The sequence below is a fragment of the Steroidobacter gossypii genome (assembly GCF_016801985.1).
Lineage (GTDB): Bacteria > Pseudomonadota > Gammaproteobacteria > Steroidobacterales > Steroidobacteraceae > Steroidobacter > Steroidobacter gossypii.
This window is the reverse complement of record NZ_JAEVLS010000006.1, coordinates 475,886-498,078: the sequence shown is the minus strand read 5'-3', so window position 1 is coordinate 498,078 and position 22,193 is coordinate 475,886. Positions and strand designations below refer to the sequence as shown.

At 63.0% G+C, this 22,193-nt stretch carries 16 protein-coding genes; 12 read left to right on the top strand and 4 right to left on the bottom strand.

The genetic code is table 11. From position 1 onward, the window contains the following. The first annotated feature begins 41 nt into the window (after nucleotides 1-41). The 10 genes from hemN to JM946_RS25860 all read left to right on the top strand — a co-directional run bounded on the left by hemN (nucleotide 42) and on the right by JM946_RS25860 (nucleotide 11,051). On the top strand, nucleotides 42-1,415 hold the full coding sequence (gene hemN / locus JM946_RS25905; protein ID WP_203170295.1) for an oxygen-independent coproporphyrinogen III oxidase: 1,374 nt from the start codon (nucleotides 42-44) through the stop codon (nucleotides 1,413-1,415). A 279-nt stretch (nucleotides 1,416-1,694) separates the two neighbouring features. Continuing rightward, the gene (ccoN, locus tag JM946_RS25900; protein WP_203170293.1) at nucleotides 1,695-3,170 is read left to right on the top strand and encodes a cytochrome-c oxidase, cbb3-type subunit I; all 1,476 of its coding nucleotides are present in this window, start codon (nucleotides 1,695-1,697) and stop codon (nucleotides 3,168-3,170) included. A 7-nt stretch (nucleotides 3,171-3,177) separates the two neighbouring features. After that, nucleotides 3,178-3,819 (top strand): cytochrome-c oxidase, cbb3-type subunit II, encoded by a 642-nt coding sequence (gene ccoO / locus JM946_RS25895; protein WP_203170291.1) that lies wholly within the window; start codon nucleotides 3,178-3,180, stop codon nucleotides 3,817-3,819. Continuing rightward, nucleotides 3,816-3,992, top strand: coding sequence for a cbb3-type cytochrome oxidase subunit 3 (locus JM946_RS25890; RefSeq protein ID WP_203170289.1), 177 nt, complete (start codon nucleotides 3,816-3,818; stop codon nucleotides 3,990-3,992). The genes ccoO and JM946_RS25890 overlap by 4 nt, the downstream gene beginning before the upstream one ends. Further along, entirely contained in the window at nucleotides 3,989-4,897 is a 909-nt protein-coding gene (ccoP, locus tag JM946_RS25885; RefSeq protein ID WP_203170287.1) for a cytochrome-c oxidase, cbb3-type subunit III, read from the top strand. The genes JM946_RS25890 and ccoP overlap by 4 nt, the downstream gene beginning before the upstream one ends. A 1-nt stretch (nucleotide 4,898) precedes the next feature. Next, nucleotides 4,899-5,096, top strand: coding sequence for a hypothetical protein (locus JM946_RS25880; RefSeq protein WP_203170285.1), 198 nt, complete (start codon nucleotides 4,899-4,901; stop codon nucleotides 5,094-5,096). Then, nucleotides 5,093-7,558 (top strand): heavy metal translocating P-type ATPase, encoded by a 2,466-nt coding sequence (locus JM946_RS25875; protein WP_203170284.1) that lies wholly within the window; start codon nucleotides 5,093-5,095, stop codon nucleotides 7,556-7,558. The genes JM946_RS25880 and JM946_RS25875 overlap by 4 nt, the downstream gene beginning before the upstream one ends. Next, nucleotides 7,555-7,716 carry a cbb3-type cytochrome oxidase assembly protein CcoS gene (ccoS, locus tag JM946_RS25870; protein WP_203170282.1) on the top strand — a complete coding sequence of 54 codons (162 nt, stop codon included), beginning with the start codon at nucleotides 7,555-7,557 and terminating at the stop codon, nucleotides 7,714-7,716. Before JM946_RS25875 ends, ccoS begins: the two co-directional genes overlap by 4 nt. Continuing rightward, nucleotides 7,713-8,432 (top strand): sulfite exporter TauE/SafE family protein, encoded by a 720-nt coding sequence (locus tag JM946_RS25865; protein ID WP_203170280.1) that lies wholly within the window; start codon nucleotides 7,713-7,715, stop codon nucleotides 8,430-8,432. The genes ccoS and JM946_RS25865 overlap by 4 nt, the downstream gene beginning before the upstream one ends. 111 nt (nucleotides 8,433-8,543) lie before the next feature. Further along, complete coding sequence (locus JM946_RS25860) at nucleotides 8,544-11,051, top strand: PAS domain-containing hybrid sensor histidine kinase/response regulator (RefSeq protein WP_203170278.1); 2,508 nt, start codon at nucleotides 8,544-8,546, stop codon at nucleotides 11,049-11,051. Here JM946_RS25860 and JM946_RS25855 read toward each other — a convergent pair. The 3 genes from JM946_RS25855 to JM946_RS25845 are packed head-to-tail and all read right to left on the bottom strand — an operon-like array spanning nucleotide 11,018 to nucleotide 16,801. Then, nucleotides 11,018-12,199, bottom strand: coding sequence for a sensor histidine kinase (locus JM946_RS25855; RefSeq protein ID WP_203170276.1), 1,182 nt, complete (start codon nucleotides 12,197-12,199; stop codon nucleotides 11,018-11,020). The two genes, JM946_RS25860 and JM946_RS25855, sit on opposite strands and share 34 nt — an antisense overlap. 23 nt (nucleotides 12,200-12,222) lie before the next feature. Further along, nucleotides 12,223-13,092, bottom strand: a complete 870-nt coding sequence (locus tag JM946_RS25850; RefSeq protein ID WP_203170274.1) for a CheR family methyltransferase — start codon at nucleotides 13,090-13,092, stop codon at nucleotides 12,223-12,225. A gap of 22 nt (nucleotides 13,093-13,114) precedes the next feature. Then, nucleotides 13,115-16,801 carry a response regulator gene (locus tag JM946_RS25845; protein WP_203170273.1) on the bottom strand — a complete coding sequence of 1,229 codons (3,687 nt, stop codon included), beginning with the start codon at nucleotides 16,799-16,801 and terminating at the stop codon, nucleotides 13,115-13,117. A 250-nt stretch (nucleotides 16,802-17,051) separates the two neighbouring features. Between JM946_RS25845 and JM946_RS25840 the strand changes: the two genes are divergently transcribed. Together JM946_RS25840 and JM946_RS30690 are read left to right on the top strand one after the other, a co-directional pair. Next, nucleotides 17,052-17,681: a response regulator transcription factor gene (locus tag JM946_RS25840; RefSeq protein WP_203170271.1), complete on the top strand. Its 630-nt coding sequence runs from the start codon at nucleotides 17,052-17,054 to the stop codon at nucleotides 17,679-17,681. Nucleotides 17,682-17,872: 191 nt separating this feature from the next. Next, entirely contained in the window at nucleotides 17,873-20,149 is a 2,277-nt protein-coding gene (locus JM946_RS30690; RefSeq protein ID WP_203170270.1) for a sensor histidine kinase, read from the top strand. Here JM946_RS30690 and JM946_RS31390 read toward each other — a convergent pair. Beyond that, nucleotides 20,146-21,870, bottom strand: a complete 1,725-nt coding sequence (locus JM946_RS31390) for a methyl-accepting chemotaxis protein (RefSeq protein WP_322110980.1) — start codon at nucleotides 21,868-21,870, stop codon at nucleotides 20,146-20,148. The two genes, JM946_RS30690 and JM946_RS31390, sit on opposite strands and share 4 nt — an antisense overlap. Nucleotides 21,871-22,193: the final 323 nt, after the last annotated feature.

Genomic DNA, 22,193 nt, shown 5'->3' with positions numbered 1-22,193 from the left:
GGAGCGCCGCCTCGACCCCGCCTGGGTATAAATCGAGCCTCATGAAACTCGATGCCGCGTTCATTCGCCGTTACGACCGCCACGGACCACGTTACACGTCCTATCCCACGGCGGTGCAGTTTCACAGCGGCTTCGATGCGCAAAACTATCGACGCGCGACGCTGCTGAGCAACTGTGGAATCAACCGACCGCTGTCGCTCTATGTGCACGTACCGTTCTGCGCGCGGCCTTGCTTCTACTGTGGTTGCAACAAGATCGTGACCCGCGATCCGGCGCATGCCGAGCAATATTTGGAACGTTTACAGCGTGAGATCGAGCTACAAGGCGCTTTGTTCGATCGCCGCCGCGCCGTGCGCCAGCTGCACTTCGGCGGCGGCACCCCGACCTTTTTGAGCCTGGAGCAACTGGCGACGCTGTTCCACCGGCTGGGCCGGCACTTCAGCATCGACCGCTCCGGGCAACGGGAGATCTCCATCGAGATCGATCCGCGCACGCTGCAACCGGCCACGCTGGCCGCTCTGGCAGCGCTCGGAGTCAACCGGCTCAGTCTGGGTGTGCAGGATTTCGATCCACGGGTGCAACGAGCGGTGAATCGGCAGCAGAGCGTCGAGCAGATCGAACGATGTATGGTTCAGGCTCGCACGCTGGGCTACCGCTCGGTAAGTTTCGATCTTATCTATGGTCTGCCTTTGCAGACCATCGCGAGCTTTGGGGCCACGCTGGAGACAGTGGTGCGAATGCGGCCGGATCGAATCGCAGCCTATGGATACGCCCACATGCCCCGGCTGTTCAAAGCGCAGCGCGCGATTCGCGCCGAGCAGTTGCCGGATCCAGAAACACGAATGCAGCTGCTGGCGATGACCGTCGAGCGGCTAACCGCCGCAGGCTATGTTTACATCGGCATGGATCACTTCGCCCTGCCAGACGACGACCTCGCTCGCGCCATGCACGACGGCAGTCTGCATCGCAACTTCCAAGGTTACTCCACGCACGGCGATTGCGATCTCGTCGGCCTTGGCCTCAGCGCCATCAGCGCGGTCGGCAATTGCTATTCGCAGAATAGCAAACAACTCGGCGGCTACTACCAGGCGCTCGATGAGGGCCACCTGCCCGTCGAGCGCGGCATCACCTTGAGCATGGACGACCTGCTGCGGCGTGAAATCATTCAACGTTTGATGTGCAATGGACACGTTTCCATGCAAGACATCGAGCAACGCCACACCATCGAGTTCGCCAGCTACTTCGCCAAGGAACTGCGCGAACTCGAGACACTGGTTGCGGACGGCCTGGTTGCGAATCAAGCCCGGACGCTACACGTCACAGAACGCGGCCGCCCCCTCCTGCGCACCATCGCCATGGTGTTCGACGCGTACCTGCCGCGCACGGCGCCGGCGCAGTACTCCAAAGTCGTCTGATTCGACCCGGCAAACCCCGAGCGATTTCGGGGCCGGTGCTCTCACCCCGGAATTCTAAAGTCTCACGTTAGATTTCCGAGGCTGTTTCTGGCCTGGACGCCAGGCGCGCTCATCCTTGCTCTCGTCCGGCGAAGGAGACCCGTTTCTCAGTTTTGTCATCGCCCGCGGCCTCGAGGCCATTGCCTGAGTGCTACCGCGCATCCGCTCCGGAACTTTCCGTAGTGAGTCGCGAGCGCCGTTTTCTTACCGTTACAGCAAACCAGGAACTCGACTCCCTTCATGCCGCGAACAGAATCCTATAACGACCATGTCGTTCGACTCTTCCTGCTGGCCGCCGCCGTGTGGGGCGTCATCGGTATGGCGATTGGTGTGCTCGCCGCCGCGCAGCTTGCGTGGCCCGCACTGAACTTCGATGTGTCGTGGCTGACCTTCAGCCGCATTCGCGCCAACCATACGTTCGGGGTGATCTTCGCTTTCGGCGGGTCCGCCTTGATGGGCACGTGCTACTACGTCGCGCAACGTACCGGCCATACGCGACTCGCCTTCGGCCGGCTAGCGATGTTTACATTCTGGGGCTGGCAGGCCGCGGTGCTGCTGGCGATGGCGACGATGCCTTTCGGCATCACGCAACAGAAGGAATACGCCGAGCCGGAATGGTTCATCGATCTGTTGATCGCGGTCGTGTGGGTCTCGTTTGGGGTCGTGTTCTTCGCGACCCTGGCGCGGCGGCGCATTCGGCACATCTACGTCGCGAACTGGTACTACGGCGCATTCATCATCGCGGTGGGCCTGCTGCACATCGTGAACAACCTCGCCGTGCCGGTGTCACTCAAGTCCTATCCCATCTACTCCGGCGTCGTCGACGCGATGGTGCAATGGTGGTACGGCCATAACGCGGTGGCGTTCTTTCTCACCGCCGGCTTCCTCGGGATGATGTACTACTTCGTGCCGCGCCAGGCGCAGCAGCCGTTGTGGAGCTATCGCTTCTCCATCGTGAATTTCTGGGCGCTGATCTCGGTGTACATGTGGGCCGGCTCGCATCACTTGCTGTACAGCGCGCTGCCGGATTGGGTGCAGTCGGTCGGCATGGCGTTTTCGCTGGTGCTGTTGATGCCGAGTCTCGGCTCGGCGGCCAACGGGCTGCTGACGTTCAACGGCTCGTGGGACAAGCTCAAGACCGATCCGGCCGCGAAGTTCATGGTGCTGGCGCTGGTGTTCTATGCCGCCTCGACCTTCGAAGGCTCGATGCTAGCGATCAAGTCCGCGAACTCGCTTTCCCACTACACCGACTGGACCGTCGCGCACGTGCATTCCGGCTCGATCGGCTGGGTCGCGATGATCACGATTGGCTCGCTGTACGCGATGGCGCCGCGCGCGCTCGATCGTCCGGCGATGCATTCGCACCGTGCGATGGAACTGCACTTCTGGATGCACACCGCCGGGCTGCTGCTCTATGTGGTCGCGATGTGGGCGGCTGGCGTGACCGAAGGTCTCATGTGGCGCGCGACCAATCCGGACGGCTCGCTGACTTACAGCTTCCTTGCAAGCCTGATCGCAGTGAAACCGTACTACGCGATTCGCTTGCTGGGCGGCCTGCTCGTCCTCGGTGGCATGGTCGTGATGGCCTGGAACCTGTGGCACACCGCCGCCGCTGCGCGCGCCAAGCTGATCAAGCCGATCCTGGTGCCGATTCCCGAGGTCATCCCGGAACCGGCCGAAAACCAATTCCCCGCGCCGCTGCCTGCGCGAGGCTGAGTACATCATGGCGTTACCTTACAAACATTTCGAGGCGATCGAGAAGCATGCCGGCCTGCTCGCCGTGCTGATCGCGGTCATGGTGTCGCTCGGCGGCCTCGCCGAGATCACGCCGCTGTTCATCAAGGCGCATACGGTCGAGGCGGCGCCCGGTATCGAGCCTTACGACGCCTTGCGCCTGGCCGGCAAGGATGTCTATGTCCGCGAAGGTTGCCATGTGTGTCATTCACAGATGATCCGCACGCTGCGCTTCGAAACGCAGCGCTACGGCGATTACTCGGTCGCGAGCGAATCGGTCTACGACCGACCCTTTCAATGGGGCTCCAAGCGCACCGGGCCGGATCTCGCGCGCGTCGGCGGCAAGTACTCGGACGAGTGGCAACGACTGCATTTGCTGAAACCGCAGCAGGTCGTGCCCGAGTCCAACATGCCGGCCTATCCATGGCTGCAGGACGAAGTGATCGACGGGGAAGACATTCAGGCTCGCATGCGCGCGCTACGTTTTCTCGGCGATCCATACACCGATCAAGACATCGAAGGCGCGCCCGCGGCGGTCGCGGACAAGACTGAGCTGGATGCGCTGATCGCATACCTGCAAGGGCTGGGCGCGAAGAATGTGCCGGCCGCGGCGAAGGAAGGTGCACCGTGAGTGCGGCGTGGGGTCATGTAGTCGGTATCGTCATTCTGCTGATGATGCTGTCGTTCATCGGCATCTGGATCTGGGCGTGGCTACCGTTCCACAAGAAAAATTTCGATGCACTGGCGCGACTTCCGGCGCGCGACGACACGCGCGCGGCACTCGATGAAGGTGGATTGCAATGAGCGGCTTCTGGTCGGGGTGGGTGAAGTTCCTGGTAGTGCTCAACCTGGGCATCACGTTCCTTCTGTTCATACTGGCCTTGCGCATCAAGATTCCCACGCGGGCGGACGGCACGACGGGTCACGTCTGGGCGCACGGAGTGCTGCGCGAAGGCGTGCGCAAGCTGCCGCGATGGTGGATTGTGTTTTCCGCGCTGACGTTCGTCGTCGGCGTCGCCTATCTCGCGCTGTACCCGGGATTCGGCGGATTCAAAGGCCTGCTCGATTGGACATCCACTCAGGAACTCGAGCGCGACGCCGACGCGAACGACGCGAGATTCCAGGCCGCGATCGAGCCGTTGCGGCCGTTGAGCATCGAACAAATCGCGGCCGACCCGCGAAGTGCGGCGATCGGTCATCGGCTGTATCTGGACAACTGCGCGGCATGTCACGGCAGCGAAGCACGTGGCAATCAAGCATTGGGCGCGCCCGATCTCGCCGATCGTGACTGGCTGTACGGCGGCGATAGCGCCGCGCTCCTTGCCAGCATTAGCGATGGACGCAACGGTGTGATGCCCCCGTGGGGCAGCGCGCTGGGTCGCGACGGCGTGAACGAAGTGGCTTCCTACGTGCTGAGCCTGAGTGGGGTCGATGCGCCTCAAGATTGGGTGGCCGCGGGAAAACTACGATTCGAAATGATGTGCGCGAGTTGTCACGGCGCGGATGGACGCGGCAATCCTGCGCTCGGCGCGCCGAACCTGACCGACAACGTTTGGTTGTACGGCGGCGACTTCTCCAGCGTCGCAGCGTCGATTCGTGAGGGACGCAGCGGCGTCATGCCCGCTTGGCGTTCTCGGCTCAGCGAAGATGAGATGCGCGCGATCGCCGCGTGGGTCGTTGCTCAGGGCCATCACGCGGCCGGGAGCTGATGTGAGCAAAGTTACTGCAGGCGGAGATTGGTACCGGCAGCCAATTCTGTGGCTGGGCGCGGCGATCCTGTTTGCTTCGCTCACCGGCTGCATCAGCATGGTCGTACTGGGCACGCGCTATGGCGACGAGTCGCTGCCGATCACCAGCGAACGATTGCTCAAGATGCCGGCGGCACGCTCGACGGGTAGCGCTGGATGAACGCACATGTTACGAGCTGCTGGCATTGCGGTGAGCCGCTGCCCGCCACCGACGTCGTTCATGCGCACATCGACGGTGTGCAGAGATCCATGTGCTGCCACGGCTGCCGCGCGGCTGCGGAGTGGATCGAGCAACTTGGCCTCGGCGATTACTACCGCTTGCGTACGCAGGGAGCTCTGAAACCGGCTGAAGATCTTCAGCACCACCACGCTGCGTGGGAACGATTCGAGGTTGCACAACACGTGACACGTGACCTTGGCGACGGTCGTCGTGAAACCATGTTGCTCATCGATGGCATACGTTGCGCCGCCTGCGTTTGGCTGATTGAACGCGCGCTCTGCGCAGCGCCGGGTGTCACCAGCGTACAAGTAAATGCAGCGGCACAACGCGCTCGCGTCGTGTGGCAGGAGCCGACAGCGAACTTGCCGCAGATCCTGCACACCTTGTCGCGCACCGGCTATCGCGCGCTCCCGCTCGATGCCCAGTCGCTCGACGACCTGCGCCGCCGCGAGTCGCGCGATGCACTCAAGCGCTTGCTCGTCGCTGGCTTCGGCATGATGCAAGCGATGATGTATGCCGCAGTTCTGTATTTGGGCGGCGTCGATGCGCTCGAGCCTGCGACGCACGAACTGTTCCGGTGGTTGGGCTTCCTCGTCGCGACGCCCGTGGTGCTCTATTCCGCCAAGCCTTTCTTTCGGGGCGCGGTCCGATCCTTGCGAGCGCATCAACTCGGCATGGACGTTCCGGTTTCGCTTGCCATCGGGCTGATCTACTGCGCCAGTCTGGTCGAGGCCCTGCGTGGCGGCGCCGAAGTCTATTTCGATTCGGTGTCGATGTTCGTGTTCCTGCTGCTCGCGGGGCGCTATCTCGAAATGCGGGCGCGACATCGCGCTGGCGATCTCACCGATGCACTGGCGCGCATCACTCCGCGCTTCGCGCAGCGCCAACTCGCGGACGGCAAGCTCGAACGAATCGGCATCCACGAGCTTCGCGTGGGTGACCGAGTGCATGTGAGCGAGGGCGGCATCGTACCTGCGGATGGCGTGCTCACCAATGACAGCTGCCGCGTCGATGAGGCATTGCTCAGCGGCGAATCCGTACCGGTCTCCAAACAACGTGGCGATCTGTTGATCGCTGGCAGCGTGCTTGTCGATGGAACCGCGCAATTGGATCTCAAGCGCGTCGGTGCAGACACCGAGCTTGCGGGCATCGCCACGTTGGTCGGTCGCGCACAGGCGGAGCGCCCGAAACTGGCGCAGGCCGGCGAACGCGCGGCCGCACGCTTCGTCGCGCGCGTGCTGAGCTTGACCACGCTCACCATCGTAGGATGGAGCTTCGTTGATCCCTCGCGCGCATTTTCGGCCGCGCTGGCGGTACTCGTCGTATCCTGCCCTTGCGCCTTCGCCCTAGCCGTTCCCGCAGCAATCACACGCGCACTCTCAGTGTTGGCTCGCCGCGGCGTGCTGGTCGTCAAACCGGACGCTGTCGAAGCGCTGGCCGGCGCGAGTCACGTCGTGTTCGATAAGACCGGCACGCTGACCGAGCCGCAGCTCGCGCTAGCCAACATAGAAACATTCGATGGCGTACCGCGCGAAACCGCCTTGCGGCTAGCGGCGTCGCTCGCGCGGCTCAGCGTTCATCCAGCAGCGCGCGCGATCGCTGCAGCCTATGACGACACGCGATTCGAAACCGTAGCTGACATGCGCTCGCAGGCCGGTCTCGGCATCAGCGGGACGGTTGGCGGCCGCGAGCTGCGTCTCGGCCGCGCCGATTTCGCCGCCCCTGGCGTGGCGGGTCGCGACTCCTCGTGCGATGAGGCAGTCGTACTTGCTGACGATGCCGGGCCGATTGCGATGTTTCGATTGAGCGAGCGGCTGCGACCCAACGCGCGCGCGATGATCGATACGCTGCAAGGACTCGGCTTGGAAGTCGCCATCGCGAGCGGCGGTGCCGAAGCCAAAGTTGCAGAGATCGCCACGAGGTTGGGAGTTCGCGAGTGGCGCGCGCGCCAACTGCCCACCGACAAGCTCGCATGGTTGCAGGCGCTGCGCGCCAATGGCGCAAGGGTGATTGCCATCGGCGACGGCGTGAACGACGCGCCAGTCCTGGCGGGTGCGGATGTCGCGATTGCGCTGGGCAGCGGGGCCGAGCTCGCTCGAGCGACCAGTGACATCGTGCTTGCAGGCGAACGCTTGGATTCACTTCCGGAAGCGCGGGCCATCGCCTGCCAGGCGCTCACCATTCTGGAACAGAATCAGCGTTGGACGCTGTTCTATAACCTCGCGGCCATGCCGCTCGCCGCACTGGGATTCGTGCCACCCTGGCTCGCCGCGATCGGCATGTCGCTCAGCTCGCTGTGCGTGATTCTGAACGCACTGCGGATCGGGCATCGGAGTGCAACGCGCGACACGGCCGCAACCGTCGGCGCGCCACCGATCGCATCGAATGTGAGCGCGGCATGAACGTGATCTTGGTCATGATCCCGTTGTCGCTACTGCTGATGATCGGTGCAGCCATCGCTTTCTTCTGGGCCGTCGATCACGATCAGTTCGACGACATGGAAACGCCGGGCTTGCTGGCGCTCGACGACAAGCCGAAGCATGAGGCGCCTCGGTCATGAGCGGAGTTCTCACTGTCGGCGCAGCTGCGTTGCTGGGGCTGGTCGCGAGCGGTCACTGCGTCGTGATGTGCGGCGGTATCTCGACCGCGCTTGGACTTGCGACCGCGAAAGATCGCAACGGTCGTCCCCGTGCATGGCTCTTGATCCACTATCAGTTGGGTCGCATCACTTCGTATGCGCTCGCGGGGCTGCTGTTTGCGAGCATGCTCGGCGGCTTCGTCGCGGCACTCGACATCGAGGTCATCGGCAATACGCTGCGTGCGCTGTCCGCACTCACGTTGTTGTTGGCTGCGCTGGTCACATTCGGACACGTAGGCGACCCCGGTACAGCGATCGGTCGACGAGTGTGGCCGAAGATTGCGAAGCTCGGCAGACCGTTGCTGCCTGTAACAAGCATGCCGCGCGCCTTTGCGTTTGGCTCGATATGGGGATGGATGCCATGCGGCTTCGTCTACACCGTTCTGCTGATCGCCACCCTGCAGCTCGACGCTCTATACGGCGCCATCACGATGGCGGCTTTCGGTTTGGGAACCGCACCGGCATTGTTGATGACAGCATTCGGCGCTCAGCGAGTCGCTGCGTTTGCAGCCAAGGCGGGGGCTCGCCATGCCGCGGGTTCGGTGTTACTCGCGAGCGCCGTGCTGACACTCTTCGGCCCTGGGTTCGTCCACATGCTGCCGGGTTTGCACGGCTGGCTACCGTTCGATTGCGGCTAACGATTGCGGTCGTTATGCGGCAGCGCGAGTTGAACCAACCGATGGTCTATGGCCACTGACTAGGTGTCAGTCCCTAGTGACGAATGCGCAGCCGGTTGGCAGATAGTCCGTATGCCCATCTCCGCTTCCATCGGCACCGCCTCGGAACACGGCGACCGTGAACAGTCCTCATCCAGCGGATCGGCGTGTCGGGGGAAGTGGTATCGACCGCTACAACAGCTATGTTCCCTGCTGGCGCGGCCGTTCGTCGGTGCACTGAGGAATCGCGTCGAGCAATTGGAATCCGAGCTCGCCGTTCTGAACAGCTGCAGCATCGTCTCCAGCACCGACGCTAGCGGTCGGATCACGCACGTCAACGAGCTGTTCTGTCGCATCAGCGGTTATACGCGCGAGGAACTGATCGGGCGCAATCACAGCCTGATCAACTCCGGCTACCACCAGCGCAAGTTTTTCATGGATATGTATCGCACTATCGCCACCGGCCAGCAGTGGCGTGGCGAGATTCGCAATCGCGCCAGGGATGGCAGTCACTTCTGGCTGGATATCACCATTATTCCGACCACCGACAGCTCCGGTCGGGTGACCCGATACACCTCGGTGTGCGTCGACATCACGGCGCGCAAGAACGCCGAAAACATGCTGGCGAGGCTGCGAGAGCGCCATAAGCTGGTCATCGAGGGCTCGGGCATCTGCCTGTGGGACTGGGACCTGGTGCGCGACCTGGTGCAGTTCGACGGCAACTGGGGCCCCATGCTCGGCTACCCTCGCAAGGACGTGAGTCTGATGTCGCGCGCCGCCCTGGATAGCGCCGTGCATCCGGACGATCTCGCTCATACCTTGCAACAGGTCGAGCGCCACACCCAGGGCGAGACGCCCTTCTTCGAGTGCGAAGCCCGGCTGCGCCACAAGGACGGGCATTGGGTTTCGATGTTGTTTCGCGGCTCGGTGAACAAGCGCGATCAGAACGGTCTGGCGTTGCGCATCTCGGGCACGGCCATCGAAATCTCCCAGCTGCGGGATGCGATGCGCCAGGCCGAGCAGTCGGAGGCGCTGCTCAAGACCGTGATCGACCTGCTGCCGCAGCGGGTGTTCTGGAAAGATCGCGACGGCCGTTTTCTGGGCGCGAATCGCAACTTCAAAATGGACGCGGGCGTGGAAGAGATCGTCGGCAAGACGGACAGCGAAGTGCCGTGGGCGAGCACCGAAGTCGACGGCTCGGCCGACGCATTGGTGGATATGGATCATCACATCATGGAGAGCCGCCAGCCCGTGCTGAATCTGGTGCAGCAGTTCACGCACGGCGAGCACACCGAATGGCGCACGACCAGCAAGGTGCCGCTGATCGATGCGCGCGGCGAAGTGTGGGGCGTACTCGGCACCTATCAGGACATCACGCCGTTCAAGCTGGTCGAAGTCGAGCTGATCAAGGCGCGCAACGCCGCCGAGAGCGCCAGCAAGGCGAAGAGCGAGTTCCTTGCCACCATGAGCCACGAAATTCGCACGCCCATGAACGGCGTCATCGGCTTCACCGATCTGCTGTTGGAAACAGCGCTGACTGCCGAACAGCAAAGCATGGCAAGCACCATTCGAGACTCGGGCCGCGCGCTGATGACCATCATCGACGACATCCTGGATTTCTCACGCATCGAAGCCGGACGCGTCACCATCGAGCGCGCACGGGTCGACGCCAGAAAAGTCGCGCATGACGTATTGACGCTGTTGGGGCCCCGCGCGGCGGAAAAGCATCTGCAGTTCGACGTTCGATGGCCGGACACGGTGCCGACCAGCATCATCGCCGACGCCGGCCGACTGCGACAGGTCCTGGTGAATCTCGCCTCGAACGCGATCAAGTTCACCGAAAGCGGCCGTGTCACCATTCGTGCGGCCGCCGAAAGTGAGGGCATGATCCGCATCGAAGTGGTGGACACGGGCATCGGCGTCACGCCCGAACAGTTGTCCCGGCTGTTCGCCAAGTTCACCCAGGCGGACTCCTCGACCACGCGCAAGTACGGCGGCACCGGCCTGGGCCTGGCCATCTCCAAACAACTGATCGAACTGATGAGCGGACAGATCGGCGCCAGCAGTGAGCCGGGCGTCGGCTCGACGTTCTGGTTCACCTTGCCGCTGGCGCAACGAAGCGAGAACACCGGCACTCATCGCGTGCTCACTCTCGATGTATCCCGGGCGTCGGCGCATCGACAGGCGGTCAGCGCGGCCCATCCGCGCGTGCTGCTGGTCGAAGATCATGCCGTCAATCGCATGCTCGCCACTCGCCTGCTCGCCAAGCTCGGCTGCGAAGTGGACCTGGCCGAGAACGGACGGATCGCCTGCGAGCGCACCTCGGAGCAGGCTTACGATCTGATCTTCATGGATTGTCAGATGCCCGAAATGGACGGCTTCGAAGCCACGCGCGTGATTCGCGAACGCGAGCGAACTGGACGCCCGCACACTCCCATCGTCGCGCTCACCGCCAACGCCATGAGTCAGGACCGCGAGCGTTGCACCGAGGCGGGCATGGACGACTACATCTCCAAGCCCTATAGCAGCGCCGATTTCGACCGGGTGCTGCAGCGCTGGTGCCGGCCTCAGGCGTTACCGGCGGTCGGCAGCGAAAAATAAACGGTCGCGCCGCGACCTTCGACGCCTTCCGCCCAGGTGCGGCCGCCGTGCCGCTGCACGATCCTTCGCACGTTCGCCAACCCGACACCGGTGCCCTCGAAGTCTGTGTCGGCATGCAGGCGTTGGAACACTCCGAACAGGCGATCCGCATATTTCATGTTGAAGCCCACGCCGTTGTCACGAACGTAATAAACCACCTCGTGTTCGCCTACGTCCGCGCCGATTTCGATCTTCGCCGGATCGCGCGGCCGGGTGTATTTCACCGCGTTCGCCAGCAGATTGACCCACACTTGTTTCATGAGCTGCGGGTCGCCGACGATGTCCGGGATCTCGTGCCGCTGCCAATCGATATGCCGGTCGTTGAGCTCTGGCCCGAGCTCCTGGAAGGTTTCGTCGATCAGCTCGTCCATAGGAACGCGCTGACGGTGCATGGCGGCCCGGCCGATGCGTGAGAACGCCAGCAGGTCGTCGATCAGGCGCGTCATGCGCATCGTGGCCTTCTGCACCGTTTGCACATGACGCCGCTCTTCTGCATCCAGCTTGCTGGCCGCCGAGGCTTCCAGCATCGATACATACGAATGGATGTGACGCAGCGGCATGCGCAGGTCGTGCGACACCGAATGGCAGAAAGATTCCAGATCCGAGTTCGCCGCCAGCAGATCGTCGTTCTTTTGTCGCAAGGCTCGGTTCAATTCGCTCACCTGCTCGGCAATGCGCACGCGCTCGGCGATCTCCTGCTCTAATTCGAAGCGCGCCTTGTCCAGCTCGACGAACACTGCAACCTTGGCGCGCAGCACCTCGGGCTCCAGCGGCTTCATCAGGTAGTCCACCGCACCGGCCGAGTAGCCGCTGAACACCATCTCCGCGGTGCGCACCATGCCTGTGAGGAAAATGATCGGCGTGGCGCGGGAGCGCTCGCGCGCACGGATCAGCGCGGCCGTTTCGATGCCACTCATGCCAGGCATCTGCACGTCGAGCAGGATCACCGCGAAGTCGTTCTCCAGCACGCACTTCAAGGCCTGTTCGCCCCGCGACGCCGTGATCAGATTCTGACCCAGCCGTTCCAGCACCGCTTCCAGCGCGTCCAGATTGGCTTGCTCGTCGTCCACCAGCAGGATGTTCGATTTGTGAGCCGTCTTGTCGGTCATCCACTCTTCTCCCAGACTCGCCGCTAGCGCACTCTGCGGTACAGGCGCTGGCGCGGCGCCAGCGCTTCATAAGCCGATTCATGCCGGGTCAGCTGCAGCGCTTCACTTTGTCCCAGGCCGAGGAAGCCCAATCTCACCAGACTCTCCCGGAACAGCCGATGCACGCGCTCGCGCAGGGCTTCGTCGAAATACATCAGCACGTTGCGACAGAAGATCACGTGAAATTCGTTGAACGAAGCGTCGCGCGCCAGGTCGTGCCGGAACACGGCGATACGATCGAGCACCGCCGGATCGAGAACCGCCGCCGTCTCGCGGCGCGTGTAGTAGTCGGACAGACACCGAATGCCGCCCGCTGCCCTATAGTTGTGCTCGTATTCATCGAGCGAGGCGAGCGGCAACAAACCGGCGCGCGCCTGTTCCAGCACCGCCTCGTTGATGTCGGTGGCATAGATTCGGCAGCGGTCGTACATCCCCTCTTCTCGCAGCAGGATGGCCAGCGAAAAGGCCTCCTGCCCCGTGGAGCAGCCGGCGACCCACAGGCGCGGATAGGGGTAGGTCCGCAGCACCGGCACGACTCGTTGGCGAAACAAGCGAAAAAACGGTGGGTCACGAAACATCGTGGTGACCCGGAGCAGGATGCGATCCAGCACTCTGGCGAGGAAGCACGGATCGGCGTGCATGCGCTCGGTCAGTTCGCCGAGCCCGGACAGACCTTCGCCCTTGATCACGCTGCGCAGGCGCCGGTGTAACGCGCGCTTGCCATAGCCGCTGAGATCCACGCCGCTCAAATCGAACAGCCGTTCCAGGAATCCTTGCAGTTGCGCGGCCTCCCGGCCGGCTACATTCGTATCCCAGCCGGGATCGTCGCAGGATGGATGTTCGCCCGGAGTCATGCGCCTGCCCTAGCGTCGCGCGCTATCGTTCTCTGTACAGCCAGACACGCAGCATGGAGCGCAGCTGATCCAGATCGACCGGTTTCGCCAGATAGTCGGACGCGCCCGACTGCAAGCATTCCTCACGCGCCCGCGCCATTGCCTTGGCAGTGAGCACGATGATCGGCAGCTGCGCGTGCCGCTCGATTCGCCGGATCCGTCGGATGGCTTCGAAGCCGTCCATCTCGGGCATCATCACATCCATCAGCACCACGTCGAACTGTTCCGGCGACTGCAGGATTTCGATGGCGGCCGCGCCGCTTTCGGCGTAGCGCACGCGCATGTGATGACTTTCCAGCCCGGCGGTGATGGCGAAGATGTTGCGCACATCGTCATCCACCACCAGCACGCTGCGTCCGCGCAGTGTGGGATCTTCTTTCCGCGCTCGCTCCAGCAACTGACGTCGCGATTCGGGCAGGCGAGCCGCCGGGTAATGCAACAGCAGCGCGGTCTCGTCCAGCAACCGCTCCAGAGAGCTCGCGTCTTTGACGATGATGGCTTCAGACACGGCGCGCAGCTCGGTCTCTTCGGCGCGCGACAAAGGCTTGCCGGTATAGATGACGACCGGCGGCGAATTCCTGCCCCAGCGGCGTTGCATGGTGGCGATCAAATCGGCGCCACTCATGTCGGGCAGCACCAGATCGGTGATCATGCAGTGGAAGCGGCCCTCGCCCAGCGCCTGCAGCGCTTCGGCGGCCGTGCCTCGGGCGACGATCTCCACATCCGTGGCGCTGAACAGATCGACCACTGCGCCCCGTTGCCGCTGATCGTCTTCGACGATCAACAGACGGCGCGTGGGATTGTCGAGCAGTTCCAGCGTGTCGCCGAGCACCTCGTCCAGCATCTCGCGCGTGACTGGCTTGTGCAGAAACGTGAGCGCGCCCTGCATCAGCGCTCGCTCGCGCTGGTCTTCCACCGAGATCACGTGCACCGGCACATGGCGCAACTCCGGATCGTGTTTCAAACGATCCAGCACCGCCCAGCCATTGCTGTCCCTGAGCAGCAGGTCGAGGGTGATCGCGCTCGGCTTGTAACGGCGCGTGGCGCGAATGGCTTCCTGCGCCGAGCGCTCGATGATGACTTTGAAACCCTTTTCGCGAGCGAAATCGGCGAGCACCGCGGCGAAGCTGCGATCGTCCTCGATCACCAGCAGGATCCGCTCGCCCGGCAATAGATGGAGCCGATCGTCCTCGCTCGCCGCTTCCGTTTCCTCCAGCCGCGGACTCTCCGGTGTCACTGGGAGCTGCTCCACCAGGCGCAGTGTTGGACGGGACACTGCAGCGGTTTCGGGTGCTTCCCGCACCGGCGCATCGGCACTCATCGCGCGAGGCAGATACAGCGAGAACGTGCTGCCGACCCCGGGCGTGCTGTCGATGGTCAACGCGCCTTGTAACAAGCGACTGAGCTCGCGACTGATGGACAGACCGAGACCGGTGCCGCCATAACGCCGCGACGTGCCCGCGTCCGCCTGCCGAAATGCCTCGAACACGAGCTCTTGACGATCCTGCGCCACACCGATACCGGTATCGATCACGTGAAACGCGACCACCTCGTCGGCGGCGGCGAGCGTTGGAACATGGTCGCCCCAACCCGACGCGGCACGTTCGACCTTCAGAGTCACGCCGCCCTTGGAAGTGAACTTGAATGCGTTCGACAGCAGGTTCCGCAGTATCTGCTGCAAGCGGCGGCCGTCGGTTATCACCATCTCGGGCACATCGTCCGCCACGTCCACGGTGAATCTAAGATGCGCGTTCTCGGCCACGTGATCGAACGCCTGCCGCATCTGCTGCGTGATATCGCGGACACGCACCTGCATGATCTCGGCGGTGACGGTGCCCGACTCGATCTTGGCGAGGTCCAGAATGTCGTTGATCAGCTCGAGCAGATCGTGGCCGGCGCCATGGATGGTGTTGGCGCGCTCGACCTGCTTGGGCGTCAGCGTGCCTTCGTTGTTCTCCGCCAGGATCTTGGACAGGATCAGCAGACTGTTGAGCGGCGTGCGCAGCTCGTGCGACATGTTGGCCAGGAATTCGGACTGGTATTTGGAGCTGAGCGCCAGCTGCTGGACCTTTTCTTCCAACGCCGCACGCGCCACCTCCACTTCCTTGTTGGCGTGCTCCAGCGCTTCGCGCTGTTCCTGCAACACCGTGGCGCGCTCTTCCATTTCGACATTGCTTTGTTGCAGCTCCTCGTTGACCTGCTCCATTTCGGCGTTGGCCTGCTGCAGTTCGATCTGCTGCTCGCGCAGTTTCTCCGATAGCGAGGTGGCTTCGGCCAGCAGCTCCTCGGTTTTCTTGGCAGCCTCCAGAGCATGCAGCACGGTGCCGTAGCTTTCGCAGAAGCGCTGGAGCAGCGTGAGCTGCGCCGCCGAGAAACTGCTCAACGTCGCCAGCTCGATCACGGCCTTGACCCTGCCTTCGAACGCCGCCGGCATCACCACGACCTGTGCGGCCGGCGCGCGGCCCAGTGCGGAGCTGATGCGCAAATAGTCTTCTGGAACCTTGTCGAGCACCACGCCGGTGCAATCGCGATAACACTGGCCGATCAAGCCCTGGCCGCGAATGAGCCGCTGCGGGGGATTGTCGCTGGCATAGCTGGCCTGCAGCTCCAGGACGATGCCCTCCTCGCCGGCCGGCGCATAGATGAGCGATTGCCTGGCGCCGAGCAGCACCGCGAGCTCGCCAAGCAACTTCGTGCCCAGCTTTTTAGGATCACGCGCACCTTCCATCAGACGCGACAGGCGCGCCAGACTGCTGTTCAACCAGTCCTGTTCCGCCAGCGCCCGCTCGCGCGCGGCGATCTGCGCCGCCATGTCGTTGAACGCCATCGCGAGCCGGCCGAGCTCGTCCCTGCGGTGGACAGGGATTGGCTGCTGATAATCGCCGCGACCGATGCGACTGGCCCCGGCGGCCATCGCAGCCACCGGTCGCAGGATACTGCGGCTCACAAACCATCCGACCAGTGCGATCAGCAGCACGACAGTCAAGGAACCGTATGTAGACACCTGCCGTGCCAACGCTTCGGCGGCTCGCGCTCGCGCACGGCGCTCCTCGAGCAGACGACGATCCTCACGATCGATCGAAGCGGCCAATTGCTCGACGCGCTCCATGAGCGCCGCCCCCTCGAGCACCAGCGCCTCGGTATCGGTGCGTCGCGGATCGAACAACCGGCGCATGGAATCGAAACGTTGCCTGACCACCGGGATCAGCGTGCCGACCAGTTGCTGCTGAGTGGAATTGTCCTCCGTGAGTGTTCTGAGCTCCTCGAGCGTTCGTTCCGTTTCGATGACCGCGCTATCGAACTGGTGGCGAAACATGGACGCCTCGCTCAGCCTGAAGCCGCGGGCAGCCGATTCGGCCTGGCGCATCAGGCGCAGCGCATGCTCGTTCTTTCTCAATACTTCCTGCGATTGCTGCATCCAGCGACGTTCCAGCTGGCTGGCGGTCAGGCGGGAATTCACACCCATGCCGAGCACCGCGAGCAGCACCAGGGCGACGCCGAAGCCGGCGCCGATACGCACCCAGACGGGCAGCCAGGAACGGCGATCGGCAGCCGAGTGGGCCGACTGCGATTGCGCCCCCACGGGCGTCTTGAAATGCTCGGATCCGAGCAGGGCGGCGTTCGGAGCGGGGTCAGACAGCCCGGTTTGTCCTAGCGAGCTGGCGTGCATGATCCAGTAAATGTTTCAGCATCAGGTCGGTGGGCACGAGTTTCGACGCCGCGCGGCACAATAGAGAGCGAGGCCACTGGTAGCAATCGGTAGTTAACGCGCCTACAGCATCGCCGGTCGACGTCGTTTCGTACTTTCGTTGCCGCGCCAACCGTAGTGACTGCAACCGCAGTCCAGCGCCAGATACGTGGTTTTTTCCCAGCCGATGTACACTCGCCGACAACAGTAAAACATCAGGGAGAGGTGGGGGATGAATAAATCGGCGCAACCGGTCGTCTCTATCCTGGATGACGATCAGGAGGTTCGCGACGGGCTCGCCGCAGTCGTGCAGTCGGCCGGCCATGTCGTGGTTTCTTACAGTCGACCGTCGCAGTTTCTCGAGAAGCTCGATCAGGCCACGCCCGGCGCGTTGATCCTCGACGTGCGGCTGCCGGAAATGAGCGGCCTGGAGCTGCAACGTCATCTGAATCGCATCGGCTCCATCCTGCCGGTGATTCTGATCACCAACCACGCCGACATTCCCATGGTGGTGGAAGCCATGCGCGAAGGCGCGTTCGATTTCCTGGAAAAGCCGGTCAAGCCGCCGGACCTGCTCGAGCGCCTCAACGCCGCATTGAAAAAGGATGCGAACAATCGCGAGAGCATTCGTCGGCATGCCGATATCCGCGCCCGCTTCCTGACGCTGAGTGCGCGCGAAAAAGAAGTGTTGCAGCTGGTTGTGGAGGGGCGCGCCAACAAAGTCATCGCGCTCGACCTGGGCTTGAGCGAGCGCACCGTCGAGGTTCATCGCGGCAACATCATGGACAAGATGAGCGCCCAGTCGCTGGCCCATCTGGTCCGCATGCACATGATCATTCAATCCAGCGTGGGCTCGGGCTGAGCTGAACGTCTCGCGCCCAAACGTCCGCATGGCCGCCAGCCTCACGGCGGCGCTGCGGGGATAACATATGATGCACGGTTGTATCCGCTGTTGCGCCGCCTGCGCTTTGCTACGCATCCCTTAAGCAGAGGTGCGTATAGATGCGGACGCCTGACGGTGGGCTCACGCATAGACTGCTCGCAAAATCCAGGGTGAGCGAAGCCGGACGGGAACCGGGCGCGCGAGGAGATCCCCTGAACAACAAACACGACGATGCTTCCTCTATTCCGGCCGCCGTAGCGGTGGCAAGCGCCGGCCCGCCGCCTGCCTTCATGCCGTTTGCTCGCACCATCGCCGCAGTCTGCATGGCTGTCGGCGGCATGGCGCTGGTGGGATGGTGGTTCTCCAAACCGCTGTTCAACAGCATCGTGCCCGGCCTGGGCACGCTCAAACCGAATACAGCACTGTGTTTCGCGCTCGGCGGCCTGGCGCTCGCGGGTTTGCCCGCCGAACCGCGCGAGGGATTCGTCAATCGGGCGTTGTCACACATTCAGCCGGTGGCCGCGCTGTTGGTGCTGCTGGTCGCCAGCCTGACGCTGCTCAGCTATGTGCTGAACATGACCACGGGCATCGACAAACTGCTGGTACCGGACGGCGCACCCAACAATCTGCGCGTGTTCCCCTGGCGCATGTCCCCGATCAGCGCCCTGGGCTTCAGCGTGCTTGGCATCGCTACGTTGCCCTGGCCAGCGCGGCTCAAAAGATGGTGGCAAGGGATGGAATTGCTGGTGCTGGTGACCGCCGTTGCGGCGTTCATCATGCTGCTCGGTTACGCATATCGGGCGGCGCCGCTATATTCACTGCCCGGTTTTTCCGTGGTGGCATTTCATACCGCTTTGGGATTGCTGCTGCTGACCACCGGCGTGCTAACCGTGCATCCGCGCTTCGTGCTGGCCGGACAAATCATGGCGCTCGATCAGGCCGGCGCGGAAATGCGGCGCTTGTTGCCGGCTGCGATTCTGCTGCCCTGTATCGTCGGCTGGTTGTTGCTGCAAGGTCAGCGTCGCGGCTGGTACGGCCCGGAGCTGGGCCTCGCCGGCTTCACCGCCGCCAACATCGTGATTTTTTCTTCGCTGATCTGGTGGAATTCGCGGGCTGTTCGCCGCAGTGATGAAGCGCTGCGCGCGCATTTGCGTCGCGTCGAGGCAGTGGCAGAAATGGATCGCGCGATTCTGGGCATGCGATCCACCCGCGAGATCGCCGAGAAGGCTCTGAATCATCTGCGCAGCATGGTTCCTTGCGCGTGCGCCAGCTTGGTCGTATTCGAACAAAATTCCAGCCCTCGGCGCCTGGTGGCGGCCGGCGCATGCGCAGACGCACACGTCCTGCCTCGCGCCCACTCCATTGCAACATACGAGCAAGCATTACGCGACGCCGGCGCAGATTCGACCATCGTGCTCGGAGATCTGAACGCCGCGGCGGATTGCGAGTTGTTTGCCGATCTGCGCAAGGCCGGTATGGTTTCGTACGCAGGCTTGCCACTACGCGGCGAGCAGCATTTGCTCGGCATGCTCGAGCTGCTCGATGGTCGCCCCAATTGCTTCTCCGACGACTACATTCAGGCCGCGCACAGCATCGCCGATCAGCTTGCGATCGCACTTCAGCAGGCGCTGCTGCGGGAGAATCTCGATCGGCACACCGCCTCGCTCGAGCGCCGCGTGCAGGAGCGGACTCGCGAGCTGGAGGTGATGAATCAGGAGCTGATGTACGCCAACCGCGACCTGGAAGAATTCACCGCCTCGGCCGCACATGATTTACGGGCGCCGCTGAATGCGATGGCCGGCCACTGCGGCATGCTGCGCGAATTGATCAGAGGATTGCCGGACCAAGAAGCGCGGCATCGCATGGAGCGCATCGATGCGTCGGTGCGACGAATGAACGACGTCATCGACGGTATGCTGGGGCTGGCGCAGCTCACTAAGATCGAGCTGGTGCGCCGGCCGGTGGACCTGAACGTGGTCGCCGCCGAAGTGATTCAGGAATTGCAACAGCAGTATCCCAACCATCGCGTGTATTACCGGATCGACGGCGGCTCGCCGCTGTTCGCCGATCCCAGGTTGATACGCAGTCTGCTGGTCAACCTGCTGAGCAACGCGTGGAAATACACCAAGCACGCCGAGCGGCCTTCGGTCGAGCTGACGCGCATCGACGATGAGACCGGGCCCGGCTTCGTGGTCCGCGACAATGGCGTGGGCTTCGATATGAACTTCGCCCAGCATCTGTTCGAGCCGTTCCGCCGCATGCACACGCTAGCCGAATTTCCTGGTGTGGGCATCGGGCTCGCCACATCCGCACGCATCGTGCAGCGATATGGCGGTCGCATCTGGGCGGAAAGCCAGGTCGGCAAGGGCGCCGCCTTCTATCTCACATTGCCGGCGGCTGCCGTATCGGCGGCCGACCAGCACTCTGGCGTCAGCGCTGAATTTTAGAACTCATGCCAATCGTCGCCGCTTGCCTTTGCAAGAGGCGTGGCAGGCACGCGCGCGATCTTCTTGACCGGTTTCTTGATGGCCGTCGTGGCGGCTTTGGCGGTCGACTGCAGCGTCGCCCGAGGCTTGGCGGCCACGATCGGAGCGACGACCTGCGAAGTCACATTCTCAGCGGTCCGGAACTGGCCGACTTGCGCCACCAGCCCCTGGCCCTGCTGTTCGAGCGACTTGCTGGCAGCGGACGCCTGCTCGACCAACGCGGCGTTCTGCTGCGTCATCGAGTCCATCTGCGACACCGCGTTGTTCACTTGATCGATGCCCTCGGCTTGTTCCTCGCTGGCCGCGGCGATCTCGGCAACGATGTCGCTGACCTTTCTCACCGCTTCCATGATGTCGGTCAGCGTGCGACCCGATTCGTCGACCAGCTCGGTGCCGGCGCGCACCTTGCTGACCGAATCGTTTATCAAATCTTTGATCTCTTTCGCGGCGCTGGCGCTACGCTGCGCGAGGCTGCGGACTTCGGTGGCGACCACGGCGAAGCCACGGCCCTGCTCGCCGGCGCGCGCCGCTTCGACAGCTGCATTCAATGCCAGCAGGTTGGTCTGGAACGCGATCTCGTCGATGACGCCGATGATGTCGGCGATCTTGCGGCTGGAAGCATTGATCTGTTCCATTGCACCCACGGCTCGTTGCACGACCTGGCTGCCTTTCTCGGCGTGGCTCCGCGCATTGCTGGACAGCTGATTGGCTTGCCGCGCGTTGTCGGCATTCTGTTTCACAGTCGCGGTCATCTCTTCCATGCTGGACGCTGTCTGTTCCAGCGCGGCCGCCTGTTCCTGCGTGCGCTGATTGAGATCGTCGTTGCCGCGGGCGATTTGCAGAGCACCGCTGGACATGGACGCCGACAGCGACTTGGTGGTCGAGATGATCTGGTGGAGCTTGCCGATGAAGCCGTTCAACGAACGAGAGATCTCGCCGAACTCGGCATTCATCTCCGGCAGTTGATAAGTGAGATCGCCGTCGCCGGCGCGCAGATCCTCGGTCGCGCGCAACACCTGGCGCAACGGATTAACGATACTGCGTGCGATGGCGATGGCCAGCACGATGGACAGAATGACGGCGATGGCTCCGCCGCCAATCAAGACCATCGCAGACGAAGCTCGCGCCTGTTCCGCGGCAACAGCGCGCTCCTCTAACAATTCGTGCTCGAGTTGTTCGAGCTCGGCGAGCATGACGCGCATGGCGTCCATGCCTTTCTTGCCGCGGGCTTCACGCTCGAGCGCAACCACGTCGGACATAGTCGCGTCGCCAGTGCTCACTTCACGACGCAATCCGATCGCGGGCTCCACCGCATGCGCCAGCCAATCCGTCTGCGCCGCGCGCAGTTTGTCCAGCCTCTCCAGCAACCGTGAATCTTCGCTGGACTCCTCGATCTTCGCGGCGTGCGCCGTGAAGTTCTCGCGGCCTGTCACCAGCGGCTCGAGAAACGCGTCGTCACCGGTCAACAAAAAGCCGCGCGCGCCGGTCTCCATGTTGATCAGCGCATCGCTCAGGCCGTTGACCTGTTCGATGATCTGGTAGGTCTCGATGTTGGCGCGCTGCGCGTCGACTTGCCTGCCCTGGCTCACTGTAGCCACCGTGATCAACACGATGAGAATCGCGATCACGATTGCGAAGGCCGCGCTCAGTCGCGCATTGATGCTGAGTCTGGACAAACCCACGACAACTCCCCTCATCCGATCACAAAGTACTGCAAGCGGTTATCGGTCGGCGCGGCGGCCCGCTTGACCAAACATCGAGGGATTCGGGGTTCGCCCTAACCGGCCCTACGGAAGATTCCTAGCGTGTCCGGGCTCCGGTAGCGCCGGGCTCGTTCTGGCGGAAATCTTTTACAGCCTTGGAAGTTATTGCTTGACTTGCGCAATCGGCGCGTTCCGCGAATGTGACAGGTTATCGGCCGCCGCCCAGCATCCCGCTGCAAGTGACTGACACGGCAGAGAAACCAGTTTGAGCGCCCGCACCTGCATGGCGCACGGACCTGGAA